General features: G+C 57.9%; 17 protein-coding genes and 1 pseudogene. 4 read left to right on the top strand and 14 right to left on the bottom strand.

The features are described from left to right. Window positions 1-1,022 (bottom strand): NAD-dependent DNA ligase LigA (gene ligA / locus U1140_RS01380; RefSeq protein ID WP_369845645.1); only part of this gene is annotated, 1,022 nt, incomplete at its 3' end. Between the two features lie 66 nt (window positions 1,023-1,088). Between ligA and U1140_RS01375 the strand changes: the two genes are divergently transcribed. The 3 genes from U1140_RS01375 to U1140_RS01365 all read left to right on the top strand — a co-directional run bounded on the left by U1140_RS01375 (window position 1,089) and on the right by U1140_RS01365 (window position 3,163). Then, window positions 1,089-1,760, top strand: coding sequence for a 3'-5' exonuclease (locus tag U1140_RS01375; RefSeq protein ID WP_369845644.1), 672 nt, complete (start codon window positions 1,089-1,091; stop codon window positions 1,758-1,760). Between the two features lie 75 nt (window positions 1,761-1,835). Beyond that, window positions 1,836-2,846 carry a serine hydrolase domain-containing protein gene (locus tag U1140_RS01370; RefSeq protein WP_369845643.1) on the top strand — a complete coding sequence of 337 codons (1,011 nt, stop codon included), beginning with the start codon at window positions 1,836-1,838 and terminating at the stop codon, window positions 2,844-2,846. Window positions 2,847-2,848: 2 nt separating this feature from the next. After that, on the top strand, window positions 2,849-3,163 hold the full coding sequence (locus tag U1140_RS01365) for a hypothetical protein (protein ID WP_369845642.1): 315 nt from the start codon (window positions 2,849-2,851) through the stop codon (window positions 3,161-3,163). Here U1140_RS01365 and U1140_RS01360 read toward each other — a convergent pair. Beyond that, on the bottom strand, window positions 3,114-4,139 hold the full coding sequence (locus U1140_RS01360) for a uroporphyrinogen decarboxylase/cobalamine-independent methonine synthase family protein (protein ID WP_369845641.1): 1,026 nt from the start codon (window positions 4,137-4,139) through the stop codon (window positions 3,114-3,116). The two genes, U1140_RS01365 and U1140_RS01360, sit on opposite strands and share 50 nt — an antisense overlap. A 32-nt stretch (window positions 4,140-4,171) precedes the next feature. Beyond that, window positions 4,172-5,263, bottom strand: coding sequence for a tRNA 2-thiouridine(34) synthase MnmA (mnmA, locus tag U1140_RS01355; RefSeq protein ID WP_369845640.1), 1,092 nt, complete (start codon window positions 5,261-5,263; stop codon window positions 4,172-4,174). A 127-nt stretch (window positions 5,264-5,390) separates the two neighbouring features. Between mnmA and U1140_RS01350 the strand changes: the two genes are divergently transcribed. After that, window positions 5,391-6,227 (top strand): spermidine synthase, encoded by an 837-nt coding sequence (locus tag U1140_RS01350; RefSeq protein WP_369845639.1) that lies wholly within the window; start codon window positions 5,391-5,393, stop codon window positions 6,225-6,227. A gap of 117 nt (window positions 6,228-6,344) precedes the next feature. Here U1140_RS01350 and U1140_RS01345 read toward each other — a convergent pair whose 3' ends face one another. From U1140_RS01345 to U1140_RS01295, 11 genes and pseudogenes are all read right to left on the bottom strand, one after another. Then, window positions 6,345-7,466, bottom strand: coding sequence for a cysteine desulfurase family protein (locus U1140_RS01345; protein WP_369845638.1), 1,122 nt, complete (start codon window positions 7,464-7,466; stop codon window positions 6,345-6,347). Window positions 7,467-7,507: 41 nt separating this feature from the next. Next, on the bottom strand, window positions 7,508-8,473 hold the full coding sequence (locus tag U1140_RS01340; RefSeq protein WP_369845637.1) for an electron transfer flavoprotein subunit alpha/FixB family protein: 966 nt from the start codon (window positions 8,471-8,473) through the stop codon (window positions 7,508-7,510). A 24-nt stretch (window positions 8,474-8,497) separates the two neighbouring features. Beyond that, the gene (locus tag U1140_RS01335; protein WP_369845636.1) at window positions 8,498-9,301 is read right to left on the bottom strand and encodes an electron transfer flavoprotein subunit beta/FixA family protein; all 804 of its coding nucleotides are present in this window, start codon (window positions 9,299-9,301) and stop codon (window positions 8,498-8,500) included. A 225-nt stretch (window positions 9,302-9,526) separates the two neighbouring features. Beyond that, on the bottom strand, window positions 9,527-10,408 hold the full coding sequence (locus U1140_RS01330; protein WP_369845635.1) for an NUDIX hydrolase: 882 nt from the start codon (window positions 10,406-10,408) through the stop codon (window positions 9,527-9,529). A gap of 19 nt (window positions 10,409-10,427) precedes the next feature. Further along, complete coding sequence (locus U1140_RS01325) at window positions 10,428-11,342, bottom strand: ABC transporter ATP-binding protein (RefSeq protein ID WP_369845634.1); 915 nt, start codon at window positions 11,340-11,342, stop codon at window positions 10,428-10,430. Window positions 11,343-11,536: 194 nt separating this feature from the next. Next, on the bottom strand, window positions 11,537-12,589 hold the full coding sequence (locus U1140_RS01320) for a tetratricopeptide repeat protein (protein ID WP_369845633.1): 1,053 nt from the start codon (window positions 12,587-12,589) through the stop codon (window positions 11,537-11,539). A 73-nt stretch (window positions 12,590-12,662) separates the two neighbouring features. Continuing rightward, window positions 12,663-12,974, bottom strand: a pseudogene (locus U1140_RS01315) (MTH1187 family thiamine-binding protein). Window positions 12,975-13,115: 141 nt separating this feature from the next. Next, window positions 13,116-13,370, bottom strand: coding sequence for a hypothetical protein (locus tag U1140_RS01310; protein WP_369845660.1), 255 nt, complete (start codon window positions 13,368-13,370; stop codon window positions 13,116-13,118). A gap of 66 nt (window positions 13,371-13,436) precedes the next feature. Beyond that, the gene (gene nucS / locus U1140_RS01305) at window positions 13,437-14,129 is read right to left on the bottom strand and encodes an endonuclease NucS (protein WP_369845632.1); all 693 of its coding nucleotides are present in this window, start codon (window positions 14,127-14,129) and stop codon (window positions 13,437-13,439) included. A gap of 10 nt (window positions 14,130-14,139) precedes the next feature. After that, window positions 14,140-14,589, bottom strand: a complete 450-nt coding sequence (locus U1140_RS01300; protein ID WP_369845630.1) for a DUF2550 domain-containing protein — start codon at window positions 14,587-14,589, stop codon at window positions 14,140-14,142. Window positions 14,590-14,784: 195 nt separating this feature from the next. Further along, window positions 14,785-15,156, bottom strand: a complete 372-nt coding sequence (locus U1140_RS01295; protein ID WP_369845629.1) for a F0F1 ATP synthase subunit epsilon — start codon at window positions 15,154-15,156, stop codon at window positions 14,785-14,787. Window positions 15,157-15,165: the final 9 nt, after the last annotated feature.

Genomic DNA, 15,165 nt, shown 5'->3' with positions numbered 1-15,165 from the left:
GTGCGCCCCACCCCAACTTCAATCTGTCGCAGGGTGGTGGTGACTTCTTCCGGCGGGTATTTGTAGGCGATCGCCCAGCGCGGTGCCCGTGAGGTCGCACCAAGGTTGCGCTGCGTCGACAAGTCATCAACCTTGACTACCAGGCCATCCATTTCGAAGAAAGCGTCGTGACGGTGCTCGTCCCAGTAGTGCACCTGTTCGATGACCTCTGCGCTTGATTCCACGCGCTTGGTAAACGGCGATACCGGCAAGCCCCACGCCGCGAGCGCTTGGTAGGCATCCCACTGTGAGCCCGGCGCGAAGCCTTCGCGTGCACCAAGGCCGTGTGCAATCATGCGCAGGCGACGCTTTTTCACCTCTTCGACGTTTTTCATGCGCAAACCGCCGGCTGCGGCATTGCGGGGGTTGGCAAAAGTCTCGGGCTTCTTGCCGCGTTCTTCGGCGAGTTTCACGCGTTGTTCGTTGATAGCGGCGAAATCTTCGGGGTTCATGTAGACCTCGCCGCGGATTTCGATCAGCTCGGGCACGGGATATTCTTCGGTCCCGGTGAGTGCGTGCGGGATGTCCTCGATGACGCGGGCGTTGGCGGTGATATCTTCGCCGGTAGTGCCATCGCCACGGGTGGCGGCGCGTTCGAGTTCTCCATTGCGGTAGACCAGGTCCACTGACAGCCCGTCGATTTTTAGCTCGGTGAGATAAGCCGGTGCCGGGGTGCGTGCGAGCCAGCCGCGGAGTTCATCTTCGTCGAAAGCATTATCCAAGCTGAGCATGGGCTCGAGGTGATCGACGTTGGCGAAACTAGATTCTTCCGGCACCGGCGCGCCGACCTGCATGGTTGGCGAATCGGGCACGGCGAGCTGTGGGTGTTTTTGTTCTAGTTCTTCCAGCTCGCGCAGTAGCTTGTCGAATTCCGCATCGGGGATTTCGGGTTGCTCGTTGTAGTAGCGCTCCCGGTGGTGCCGAACCTCGTCGGCAAGCTCTTTCCAGTGTCGTCGCAATCCAGCATCGTCTAGTTCACTCACGACAATCCAGTCTAATGGCGAGGTGATATCTGTGGTGTGTGAGGCTGCACGTCTAGGCTGTAGGTCATGAGTTTCAACGCGTCCCGCATGCTGGCATTCGATCTGGAAACCACGTCGAATATTGCCCATCAAGCCCGAATCGTCACCTCTGCTTTGGTTTCTATCGAAGGTGCGAATGTCGACTCGCAAGAGATGCTGGCTGATCCCGGCATCGAAATTCCGCAGCAAGCAATTGACGTGCACGGCATCACCACGGAGTATGCCCGGGAACATGGTCGTGACCATGACGAGGTGGTGGCTGATACCATCGCCGCGATCAAAAAAGGTTGGGAAGAAGGCAAGACGCTGGTGGTCTACAACGCGAATTATGACCTGACGGTGTTGCGTAGCTTGGATGAAGATTTCACGGTTACCGGGCCGGTGTTTGATCCTTTTGTCATCGACAAGTTGAAGGATAAATATCGCAAGGGGCCGCGCACGCTCGGCAAGGTGTGCGAAGAATACGGCGTACCACTGGATAATGCCCACGAGGCAACCGCCGATGCCATGGCGGCTGCGAGGATCGCCTGGAAACAGGTCAATCAGCGCTTCCCGGAGCTAGCCAAGCTGGATGACGGCGAGCTGATGGAATACCAGGCGGTGGGCTATTACGAGATGCAAACAGAATTTAAACGCTATCTCGCCTCCCGCGACCGGGATACTAGCTCGGTAGCAACGTCGTGGCCGATGCAGGGCTAAGCAGCTGGGGTTGGTTTCCACTGTGCAGCCACCGGAAGTCAGGGTCAGAATGCTGACCACTATAAGATGATAAGTATGAAAAAATCGCTCGTATCCGCGCTCGTTGTCGGCGCTGTCGTTTTTGTCGGCGCCATCGTTCTGGGCCCACAGCGTATTAGCTTGGCAACTCAAGCCACCGGCGATGAGCAGTTAGCCACCGAGCTCTCCGAATTAGCGGTTCCCGGCCACAACCAGTTGGCGGCGTTCAGCATCTCCGACGACACCACCACGTTTGCTGGCTGGGGTGCTGATCAGGACACCGAAATAGAGATCGGTTCTGTAACCAAGATGCTGACCGTCGAGTTGCTCCGCCAGGAAGTCGAGGACGGCGATCTGGAGTTGGATACCACGTTGGGCGAGCTTATCGACGAGCTCGAGGAGCCGATCGCGGAAGTCACTGTGGAAGAAGCGGCGAACCACACCGGCGGCTTGCCACGCTTGGCCGGGGTGAGCTTTAGCTCGAACCTGGGATTTTCCGTCTTCGGTACCAATCCGTATCAGGGCATCGGACGCGATGATGTCATTACTGCCGCCAACGAAATCTCGGAGCTGGAAAATCGTGGCGAAGAGCAGTATTCCAACCTCGGTTATGCCTTGCTCGGCTGGGCGCTGGCAGAACACCATGGGCTGAGCTACGAAGAATTGCTTGACGACGAAATTTTCACCCCGCTGGGCATGGACGATACGTTTGTCGCAACGGAACAGAATGTCGAGCGCAGCAGCACTGGTTTGCTCAACAATGGGCGCAACGCGCAGCCCTGGATCACCGAAGGCTACGCACCCACGGGCATGGTGCGCTCTACCCCTGGCGATATGGCGAAATTCGCCAAGCACCTGCTAGAAATTGGACTCCCGGAATATGGATGGGCAGAAACTGCCTCGGCACGGGATGACGATAGCGGCGCTGGCTGGCACAACGGGCAAACCGGTGGCTATTCCACAATGCTGGTGATCGCTCCGCACAAACAACGCGCTACTTTCGTCGCTGGTAATACCCCGCGCGGCGTCGAGCACATTGGTTTGCAACTAGCAGGAGAGGAAGTCTAAACATGAATGCCATCATCAACCTCATCCTGGTTTTCTTGTTGATCTTCAACTGGGGCTTTGCCGCATGGAAAGCCCGCGAGAAAAAAGGTGCTCTGTCCATCCAAATCATCAACCTGCTAATCAACATCGGGTTGACGCTGTTTATCGCCTACGTCGTCGCCTGGAACTCCGTTGTCCCGATCTGGGTCTGGTGGGGCCTCGCGCTGCTGATGGCAGCGTCGGTCACGCTGATCGTCTACCACATGCTGGAGCGACGCGGCGCGGAAACTACAGATCACCCAGATCGTCGACAAGCATCCGCGCAACCAAAGCGCTAAGGCGGTAAGTGCGCGCGCACTCAACAATATTCTGCCCAGGTAAACCAGGCTGCGGGCAAATGTCGAGCAACCGAGCACCATCCTGCCGGTTAATGCCGACGATATCGAGCAGCCGCGCGATCGAAATCGCTAGGCTGCGCGGGTTTTCGCTGCGATCGTCCCAGACCATAGTGGCCGGCACGGTTGCTAGTCCCACGCGCATCCCGGAATCTATGAGTTCAGCGAAACCGTCGAGGTTGTCACTGCTGCGCAAATTTCGCTGGTCGACGATGATCTCCGCCACACCGTCGCCTTGCGCCCCGGAACAATACCCAATCGTTCGCGCCAGTGGTGCATGATCAGCGTCGGAGAGATTCAGCGCATCAATTCTGCCACCCGCACACCGCTGCAATAGCGTGGCAGCATCCTCGGCGCCCAGCGGTGCGATCTGGTGATAATCGGTGGCACCGGGAACCTCTCCGCGCACGCAGGCGGATAAATACGGCTCATCAATCTGCACTCTCGTCGCAACTGAAAAACGCCGAGTGATGCTCGCACGAAAGTTTTCCACCCCCACGGCCAAAGCATCAGCAAGATCAAATAACGCGGAGCGGTCACTAAGCACGCGGTGGCCATCGGCAAGTTCAATCTGGCTGGCCAGGCTCACCGGCCCCATGACGTGCACGGTGATCTCTGCGCCCGGGTACTGCCAGGTTTCTTCGAGCACGTCGGTATCGCGTTCGCGCAGATCGCGCAAAAACCACCACCAGCGTTGCGGGCGGGCAGAAAGCTGCCAGCGCCGCGCTCCCCGATCGACACTCAACGATTCCAGTAACGCCGCGGTGTAGCCAACCGCATCCGAACCCAAACCACGCTGCGGCAGAGCTGGCAGGTGCAACCGGTCACCAAATTCGCTGATCACCATATCGCCGGCCGCAGTCATCGAGGTGCCTGCCACCGGGCCTAAAGCCAGATAACCAGTCTGTGCAGTATTCATGGACGTTCCAGTATCCCTAAAAACCTAGAACCCTAGGCGCTGGTGGCGCAGATCGTTCCCGAGCCGAGCACGATATCGCCCAAGCCGTCGTCGGTCGGCAGATATAACACCGCTGCTTGGCCACGGGCAACGCCCGACAACGGCTCTTTCAGCTCCAGCTGCATCGAATCCGCATCGCGGTCAATCACCGCGCGGCAGGCAACCACGGAGCCATGAGCGCGTACCTGCACCAAACAATCCAGCTCACCGTCCATGGCCGGGTGTAGGTATTTCAGACGATCCGCTCCGATGGTTTGAATGCGCAGGTCCTCGCGCGAACCAACAGTTACCGTCCCGGTAGCAGCATCAATATCGGTGACATAGCGCGGCCTGCCGTCTGCCGCCGGAGTCTTGATATCCAGCCCCTTGCGCTGGCCGATGGTGTAATTCCACGCGCCGTCATGTTCTTTCAGCTGCTCACCGGAGTGCTTATCGACGATCATGCCTGGGCGCAGACCAATCGAGCGCCCCAAAAAGGCCTGGGTATTACCATCCGGGATGAAGCAGATGTCATAAGAATCCGGCTTGGAGGCCGTGGAAAAGCCATGCCGGGCGGCTTCTTCCCGAATCTGTGGCTTCGGGGTATCGCCAACCGGGAACATACAATGCGCGAGCTCATCGGCGCTGATCACGCCCAGCACATAAGATTGATCCTTGTTCTGATCCGGCGAGCGCCGCATATACCCGTCATCGTCGATGGTGGCGTAATGGCCTGTCGCCACGGCATCGAAGCCCAAGGCCATGCCTTTTTCTAACAGCGCACGGAACTTGATCTTTTCGTTGCAGCGCAAGCACGGATTCGGGGTTTCTCCGATCGCGTATGATTCCACGAAATCTTCAATGACATGTTCTTTAAAACGCTCGGAAAAATCCCACACATAATACGGAATGCCCAGCTTGTCGCAGATACGACGGGCATCGGCGGCATCTTCCAGCGAACAACAACCGCGGGCCTTTTCCCTGGTCTGTTGTGCATCCTGATGCAACGCCAAGTGCACACCGACAACATCATGGCCAGCTTCAACCGCACGTGCGGCTGCCACCGAAGAATCGACACCGCCGGACATCGCTACCAATACTCGCATGCCCTTTAGTTTAAGCCCGCTGTCAAAGCCAGGCATTGTGGGTTTGGCTGCCTTTCGCCGCGAGTCGCAGAATGTATCTGGCAAGGAGATAAAAAGCTACCGGCCGACTCAGTAAAATACTGAAGCTATGGGACGCAAACGGGCGAAAAACCAGGTGGACAATTCCGCGTCGATCATCGGGCGTTATGTGATCAGCACTGGTTACGCCGAAATCACGCCAGATTCTTTCCGCGATAACGGTTATTGGCTCTACATCAATGGTGTTCCCAGCTCGCACGTCGTGATTGGCGAGCCAGAATACCTGGAATTTGCCTATATGCGTTGGTTCGTCACCAGCATCGAGACTTTCACCAACGCCCACAGCTGGGATACCACGCGCCTGCGGGTGACTCATCTCGGAGGGGCAGCCTGTTCTGTGGCCCGCTACCTGGCGTGGAAATGGCCGAAATCGCGGCATACCGTCGTCGAGTTAGACGCCCGCTTGGGCGAATACGTCCGCGAATGGTTTGATATCCCGCGCTCCCCCACGGTGAAAATCCGTGCCGGGGATGCCGCAGAAGTCACCGAGAGCTTTGCCCCGGCTAGCCGAGATATTCTGATCCGTGACGTGTTTTCCGGCACTACCACCCCAAGAACTCTCACCAACCGCGAGTTTTACCAGACAGTGCACGGCTGCCTGGTGCCGGGCGGATTGTTTATCAGCAACTGCGGAGTGCACAGCGGCGTTGAGCAAGCGCAGCAAGAAATCGCGGAATTGCACGAGGTTTTCGCCGAGGTCGCGCTGATCAGCGATGCCGGCACCTTACAGGGGCGCAGCGGCGGGAATATCGTGGTACTCGCCACCGATTCGGCCCTGCCGAAGGCAGGGACGCCGGCCGCTGACCAACTCAGTGCCGCGCTACTGAAAGGTGCGATTGCTGCACGCTACCTCGACACAGCACAGACCCAGAATTGGGCGAGCTAGCACGTCGCGTCTCGGGCCGCGTGGCTTCCTAGAAAGTCGCGGCTTTCTAGCGTTCTGTGAATTTCTACGTTCTGCAGCTGTCTAGCATTCTGTGGCTGTTTAGAACCTAGATACTTCTTAAAGATCCGAGACCTTGCGTGCGGTAGCAATAATCTCGGGCAGCTGATGGCATACCTCGTCGATGTCGTGTTCTGTGGTGGTATAGCCCACGCTAAAGCGCAGCGCCCCCTGAGCGCGGGCATCGTTAACCCCCATGGCCTCGAGCACATGGCTAAAGCGGTTGACCCCCGCCGCGCATGCCGAACCCGTCGATACCGCGATTCCTGCACGATCCATCAACATAATCAGGCTGTCGCCATCGGTGCCAAGAAAAGAAACGTGCAGGTGTGTCGGCAAAGCGGACTCCGGGGTATTCACCACGACATTGTCGATGTGGGTGGTGATAAACGAGCGCAACCGATCGCGCAGCTGCGCCGTCCGCGCACGCTCATGTTCTTGTTCCTGCACCGCTTCCCGCAATGCAGCGGCGAGCCCGGCCGCACCTGCCACATTGACGGTGCCAGGTCGAATCCCGCGTTCTTGCCCACCACCGAAATACAGCGGCTTCGGCGCCGGGGTGCGTTTAGCCAACAACAAACCGGTGCCGCGCGGCCCACCGAATTTATGTGCGCTGGCAGCAAGCGTCGTGGCTTGCAGATCATGGAAGTTAATCGGTAGCTTGCCGACGGCCTGCACGGCATCGACATGCACGGGGGTGCCGACCGCTGCCGCGCGTTCGGCAATTTCCGCGATCGGCTGGATGGTGCCGATCTCGTTATTGGCGTACATGCACGTCGCCACCGCCGCCGGGGTGTCCAATGGAGACAGATCGCATACCCGGGCGGTGTCGTCGACAGGCAGCTCCACCACCTGTGCTCCGCGTTGCCCCAGCGTGCGCGCAACATCGCGCACGGCCGAATGCTCTGAGGGAGGGACGATCACGCGGTTGGAATCGCTCGCGGCATACAGACCCTGTACCGCAATATTGTCGGCCTCAGTGCCCGAGGCGGTAAAAATCACCTCGATCGGCTCGCATCCCAACAACTCCGCGACGGTCTCGCGCGCCGAATCCAGCACACTCCTCGCCCGGCGCCCGGCAGCATATTGGCCACTCGGGTTGAGCTCACCTGCTGCTGCAACCCAAGCATCGATCGCTGTTTGGCGCATGGGCGTTGTCGCGGCGTGATCGAGATAAGTCATAGCCTCTAGCTTACGTCGTCACCGGTGCACTCGCTGTCGGGCTAGCCGTTGGCGCGTGCCTGCAATTCTGCGGTCAACGCTGGAGCAATCTCATACAGATCGCCAACGATGCCCAGATCCGCGATGTCGAAAAATGGCTCATCTGCGTCTTGGTTCACGACGATGATGTGCTCTGCGGTCTGCATCCCGGCCAAATGTTGGATGGCACCAGAAATGCCCAAACCGATATACAGTTTCGGGCTCACGGTCACGCCCGTCTGCCCGATCTGGTGTGCAGGGGCGTACATGCCGTCATCAACAGCATCGCGGGTGGCTCCAACTGCCGCACCAAGGCTATCTGCCAAGGGCTCGACGATCTCACTGAATTTCTCCGCTGATCCCACACCGCGTCCGCCGGCAACGATGTTTTTCGCTTGCAGCAGATCTGGCCGATCGCCAGCCACCGCCGGTGTAAACGAGGCAACGCGCACCTCATTGTCGGCAGCACCATCGACGGTGAGCTTGACGACGTCGCCGGTGCCTTTCGCGGGCTGTGCTTCTGGTTCGACAGCACCAGGGCGCAGACTATACAGCGGGCAATCACCTTCTGCTTGGGCAACCACATCAACTGAACCGCCGAAGATGGAGTGCAACGCAGAACCGTCGTCGTTAATGCCAACCACATCGGCGAGAATTCCCGAAGCCAAGCGGGCACCCAACCGGCCAACGATTTCATTGCCCGCGGTATCTGCGGAAACCACGATTGGGCCAGGGGTGGTCGCTGCCACGGCAGACAGCGCTTCGACTTCCGGCATCACCAATCGCTGGCCATAATCATCGGCCTCAGCGCAATACACCTTCTGCGCGCCGAGCGCAGCAAGCTCGCCTGCTAACGCGTCACCTTCGCCCGGTGCGCTGACCACTACTGCGTTGATCACGCCCAGCGGGCGCGCTGCGGCAAAAAGTTCTTTAGTAACTGGCTTGAGCTGCCCTTTATCGTGTTCTACCAGCACATATACCTGTGACATAAAATTACTCCCTCGCGGATAAATCTAAATAAGGTTGTTTTCTGCCAAGTACTCTGCAATCTTGCGGGCTTGCTCTTCTGGGCTACCAGAATCGATCACCGTACCCGCGGTGCGTGCAGGACGCTGGTTATGGCTAAGCACGCGAGAAGTTGCGTTAGCTGCGCCGACCATATCGGCATCCAGCTCGATCCCGGCAACATCAACGGTTTTCATCTCATGCTTTTTGGCTTGTCGCAGGCCTTTAAACTTCGGGAAGCGTGGGCTGTCTGCCTTATCTGTCACGGTCACCAAAGCCGGCAGGTTGGCTTCAAGCTGCCAGGTTCCGCGGTTATCTTCGCGAGTAGCATTCACGGTGTCGCCACTGACGTTTAGTTCATGAACGGCGGTCAGCGCGGGGATTTCTTGGAATTCTGCAAGCAAGCCCGGCACCGTACCGGTAGAACCATCGGAAGAATAATTGCCGCCGATGATCAGAGCGACATCATCGATGGTTTCTAGCGCACTGTGCAAGGCAAAAGCCGTTCCCAGTGCATCGGAGCCGCCCAGGGCGTCGTCAGTAATGTGCACCGCATCGTCGGCGCCCATGGCGATGGCTTTACGCAAGGCTTCTTCATGGTGTGCTGGCCCCATGCTCAACGCCACGACCTGATAATCAACGCCCGCCTTGGCGCCGTCTTCGCGCACGCGTAAAGCCTGCTCCAGCGAGAATTCGTTGATCTCATCGATGATCACGGCGACGGATTCGCGGTCCAAGCGCGCATCATCACGCAAGGTTTTGGTTGACCAGGTATCTGGCACAGTTTTCACCAAAGCCACGATGGTTGGCATCACTGCCACCTTCCTTTCTGTTAACGCATTGCATACTCGACTAATTACAGCGTTGTGGGTTACAGCGCTGTGGGTTACAACGTGTGGGTTAGAGCCTTGTGAGTTAGAGCGCTGTGGGCACGCTGTAGTTAGCACAAAGCAGTTTTCCCCTTCGGCAGATAACTGTACCACTCAGTCTAGTTCAACTAGACAGGGTGGTCAGCTTGTACGTGAAAAGCCAATAACTCAGAACAGCTTCCCAATGCGATCGGCCGGTTGATACTCCAAGAACTCACGATACGCCGGATCTTGCCATCCCTTGCCGACGATGGGATGAATCACAGTCTCATCGGCAGTCCGCATGACATCAGCGACCGTTCGACACGTCGCCAATTTCTGGAGTTGCGCCCAGGTCGGCAAAACAAAACGCACCAACCCAGCCCGCCAGCCGTCGAGAAGCAGCTGTGGAGAAAACCAGTTCGCATCTTCGGCCTCACCACCAGGATCTGGCGCCGGGCGCTGTCCATCAGGCACCCGTGCGACAAAAGAAAACGTATCGAACCACATGTGCGTGCGATCCGATTTACCCACCCAACGTGCCCAAGGGCGCAACAAATCCGAGCGCACCTTAAGATCGTGCTTCTGCATCACATCCGACAGCGCGATCTCGTGGGATTCCAACAACCGCCGCGCGTAGCTATACGGCGCCACATTCTCAATCGGAGCGCCCTCGCCGTGCACAGCCAACAGCGCTCCTGCTTCTTCGAACAGTTCGCGCACCGCAGCAAACACCAGGGCGTGGGCTTTATATTTGTTGGTCTCCATCCGCCGCGCCAACGACACCGCGGAAGGACCGCACCAATGCTCCCCCGAGTTCCAGGAACGTGCCGGGAAATCGCGATGATCCACCCCGCCGCCGGGAAACACCGTGATTCCAGGGAAATGCTTCATCGTCGACACCCGTTCCTGGGCAAAAACCTCCAGCCCCCGGGCACCATCGCGAACCAGCAACACCGTCGCTGCCAAGCGTGCACCCTGATAACCCGTCATGTCTTCCGGGTTGATCGCATCAACCTGGTCGGAGTGGTGCTGGCAATGAAACTGCGCGCGTGCCGGGATCTCGAGCATTAACTATTCACCTCGCTTGTTATCCGGCGCGGTGCGAACCACGGCCGCGGCTGGTGCGCCGCGCGAAAAAGCGTGAGCCCAAACGATCAACCTGGATCGGCTGGTGGAACGCTTTGGTCAGGTTCTCGGAGGTCAACACGTCGTCAAGCAAACCTTGCGCCACGACTTCGCCTTCATCCAGCAGCATCGCGTGGGTAAACCCTTCGGGGATTTCTTCAACATGGTGGGTGATCATCACGATCGCCGGGGCATCCGGGTCCATCGCGAGATCGCCGAGGTAGCCGACAAGATCTTCCCGACCACCAAGGTCCATTCCGGCCGAGGGCTCGTCCAAAATGAGCAGTTCGGGATCCGTCATCAGCGCACGCGCCAGCAGCACGCGTTTGCGCTCACCCTCAGACAACGTGCCCCAGGTACGTTCCATCAAGTGGAATGCGCCGACTTGCTCCAAAATATCGTAGGCCCGCTCGAAATCGAGAGACTCATAATCTTCGCGCCACCGCCCCAGCACCGCATAACCGGCCGATACCACAAGGTCATCAACGCGCTCGCCCGCCGGAATACGGTTGCCTAGCGCCGCAGAAGAAATGCCCACCATAGCGCGCACATCCCGCATGTCTACAGCGCCAAATTTCTCTCCCATCACAAAAGCGGTACCTTGCGACGGGAATTCCTCAGCCGATGCCATGCGCACCAACGACGTTTTACCGGCACCGTTGGGGCCAATGATCACCCAACGTTCATCAAGCTCTACCTGCCAGTCCACCGGGCCGACCAAGCGGTTGCCGCCGCGGCGCAAGGCGACGTTGCGAAAATCGATCAGCAAATCTTCGCTGGTGGTTGGCTCGGATTCTGGCACCGGCTTTCCAGCTCCGGGTTCAGCGGCTCGTGGCTTCGTGGCTCGTGGCTCATTGGATGCGGACGTGGAAGTCATAATCTCAGTCGTCTCTTTCTACACGCGTTGGTTGCGACGCGCTGCTCCGTCTTAAGTATCCACCTACTAGCTTAAAGCACCAGCAAGCATGCATGGGCACGCGACAATAGACTTCGCTCCCCAGAACTGCCGGTACTGTGCGAAGGCGAAAAGTACGCTACCGGCGACACGGAAAACGAAGACTCGGGCACCGCCTAGAACAGCGCGCTCGCGAGGTTGGTGCGCGCTTGCTGAACACGCGGATCTGCTGGGTCGAAGAGTTCAAACAGCGAAATCACCCGGGTGCGCAGGCGCTCTTTGTCATCTCCCGCGGTGGTTTTCATCGTCGAGATCAACCGCTCGAACGCCTTTTCCGGTGCTCCCGCCAAAACTTCGGCATCCGCAGCGGCAAGTTGCTTGTCGACGTCGTCGGCCGCTGCATCGGCTTCCGCAATGGCATCCCCACTGCGGTTCGCAGGATCAAAACGCTCGATGACCTCGACCGTCTTGCGCGCCAAGCTAGCCTGCTTATCGGCGGGATCGTCAGCCAAGATCGCGTCGTAATGCTCGCGTGCCTGCGCGTAATCACCAGCAGCAAGCGCCTGCTCTGCAGCATCGTGGCGCGGATCCACACTGATATCACTCTCGGAGCTATCTGTAGAACCTTCTGCGGGATCCACGATCGCGCCGTGGGCGCCAGCCAGTTTTGGTCCGACTTGTTGAATCAAAGCATCCAGCCATTGTGCGAGTACATCTGCAGGTTGTGCGCCTTGAAACTGCGTCAACGGTTGGCCTTGCCCCAAAGCGACGACGGTAGGAACCGCTTCGACACGGAAAGCTTGGGCAATAGCCGGGTTTTTATCTGCATCGACATAGCCAAACACCACGGCACCAAGTCGGCTATCCGCAACGACGAGTTCTTCCAGATTGCGCTTCATCTCATCAGATTCGGCAGCGCGCGAGGTGCCCAATAACACGACGACGGGCACCTCGGTGGAGCGCCGGACGACGTCGGCTTCAAAGTTCTGGTCCGTGATCTCGAAATACGCTGGAATAGACGAACTCTGGCCATCCGGGCCCCCGCCAGGTACAGCTTGAGCGGTCGCCGCACCAGGCCCGACTCCAGCGGCGTTACCCGGAGCTCCGGCACCGGAATTCGCAGTTTGTGCATGGTTTTTGAGCTGCTCCAGATCCACTGCGGATGCGGCAAAACGTGCCGGTTCTTGTCCGGTCTGTCCAGGTTGTCCGGGCTGTTGCGAAGTAGTCATTGAAGTGTGTACCTCCTAAAAGTTTGGGAGTGTGTGGAAGTTTCTCCCGCAAGCAGAGTAATTGGTCTCACGTCTATTGGGATGGTTTTTCTGCCAGGTGCCGATTAACAGCGTCGACCTTCGAGGTAAGACCATCAGTAACACCACGACGAATATCGGCTTTAATTACCAACGACACCCGCGGTGAAACAGCTTCTACCGCTGCTGTCGCCTTTTTCACCACGGCGAACACTTCATCCCACTCACCTTCGAGCAGGGTAAACATCGAATTCGTTTCATTCGGCAGCCCCGATTCACGCACGACGCGCACCGCTTAGGCTACCGCCTCTGACATTTCGCCGGTTTCATTCGTGGTGGTTGGTGCAACAGAAAAAGCCACAATCATAGACCCCAGGCTACCTGTTTTCAGCCGATAGCTAACGCCCATTTTCGGTTGCGCCGTTCGGTAGCCTCTCTGTGGCCGCCAACGCATTTCCACCTGCACACGCTGGCCTGTGCAGGCGTGAATACTGCTAGGTGCGGCCTGTCAGCGACGCTGCCAACAGTTGGTATGCCAGTGTCTGCGGTCTTCACCTTGCCCGCCGGAATCGCGCGGCCAGGCCACGATATGGCCCACCCCAGGTGGTATGTCCACGTTGCAGCCCGGACACACGTAGAATTTCACGGCTCTCACCGCTGCAATCTGGCGGTATTCATAAGGCCGCCCAAAATCCCAACTCGGGCCTGCGGCAACCTGCGTGCCGAACAGCGACCCACCATCCGTCGGAATACGCGAAGGAATATGGTGCGCCCGCCGCGCGGTGCCTGCTTTTTTCCCCTTCGGTCCACGTCTTTTCTTCGCAGCCATTTAAAACAACCGCAATTCGTTGCTCTCCAGCCCCCGCAGTTCCTGGTAATCCAGGGTGACACAACGAATTCCGCGGTCCTGGGCCAACGTTTTTGCTTGTTCTTTAATCTGCTGGGCCGCAAAAATACCATGCACTGGAGCTAACAGACTGTCGCGATTAAGCAACTCGAGGTATCTGGTGAGCTGTTCGACTCCATCAATACCGCCGCGGCGCTTAATCTCCACCGCGACGGTTTCGCCATCAGCGTTTCGTGCGAGGATATCAACGGGGCCTATACCCGTGGGATATTCGCGTCGCACCAGGGTGTAGCCGTCGCCAAGCGTAGCGATGTGTTCGGCCAACAACTCTTGCAGGTGGGCTTCTACTCCGTCTTTGACCAGGCCCGGATCTTCGCCAAGTTCATGGCTCGTGTCATGGTGAATGGCGTGTAAGGTGATTCGCAATTGCTCACCCTGGGGGTTTTCCACCACCCACAGTTTTTCTTCTGTGTCTTCGCCGTCGATATCAGTGATAGCGGATTCGGTTAGAGTGCACGGTGAGGTCATCCAGTTCAGCGGTTTATAGGCACGGTTGTCCGCGTGTACCGACACTGAGCCATCCGCTTTGACCATGATGAGGCGGTCAGCAGCAGGCAAATGTGCATCCAATCTACCCACATAATCAACGGAGCACTGGGCAATCACTAAACGCATGCCCACTACCCTAGCGCAGGCGTTGCGGGTTATACCGCTCCTGTCGGCTATCGGGTGCGGATTCGAGCCAAGAGGTCAGCGCCATAGCGGTCGAGTGATCCACCGCTAACTCGAAATGATCATCCGGCGTGGAGATTTCCAGCACTTGCAGCGACCCTGACATGAAAACACCCTCGGCATCTGTGACTGAACGTTGACGGTGTAGCGTCAATTCTTTGCGTTCAAGCACCACATCTGCAGAGGGTGATAAGGAGCGAAGCTTGTACATGTTGAGCTTCTGGCCGTCGCACACGACGCGTCCATGTCGCCAGCCATGCGTCCCTTTAGCGGGCAGGCGACGAGCAATGACCGCATTTCCTTTTGAGCGCAGCGTAAAAAACTTCCACGCCGCTAAGCCCGCAACAAAGACCAATGCGAATAATCCGCACCATGCTAAAAAGCTGCCAATTGAATCCTGCATTAAGCTGCCACCTTAAACAACAGAAGAAATTTTGGCTTAGTTTAATGTGCGCACCCGTGTTTGTGAAATGAACCTACACTAATTTCGGGGTGAGCCCCGTGACTAAGAAGGCGACCAAACGCACAAAAGGGGCCCTTCCCAAAATGCGGGAAGGGCCCGATTTTACTAGGCCTTGTGCTGGCCTAGGCCGGTCACTTAGACCAGCTCAGCGCGACGCTGCGCACGGCGGGCGGTGGTGCCGTGTTCGCGAACGTACTCGTCGTCGGAGTTTTCAAATTCTTCGATAACCGAAGGATCCAACTCTTCAGAAGTAATCGCCCAGTCAGCCAGAACGGTGACCTTGTCCTTAGATACAGACAGGAAACCACCTTGTACGCCGAAGACGACGCGGTCGCCGTTGTCGGAGGTGATGGTGACGACACCATTATCCAACAACTGACCAAGTAGGGGCTGGTGCCCAGGCAACACGCCGAGCTCACCATCGGTGGTCTCAGCAGTGACCATGGTGGCCTGGCCGGACCAAAGCTTACGGTCGACCGCGACGAGTTCCACGGTGAATTCAGCCATGTGTGTCGC

The sequence above is a fragment of the Corynebacterium drakensteinense genome (assembly GCF_041224285.1).
Taxonomy (GTDB): domain Bacteria; phylum Actinomycetota; class Actinomycetes; order Mycobacteriales; family Mycobacteriaceae; genus Corynebacterium.
Note: the sequence above shows the minus strand (reverse complement) of the source record. Positions and strands in the feature narration are given on the sequence as shown.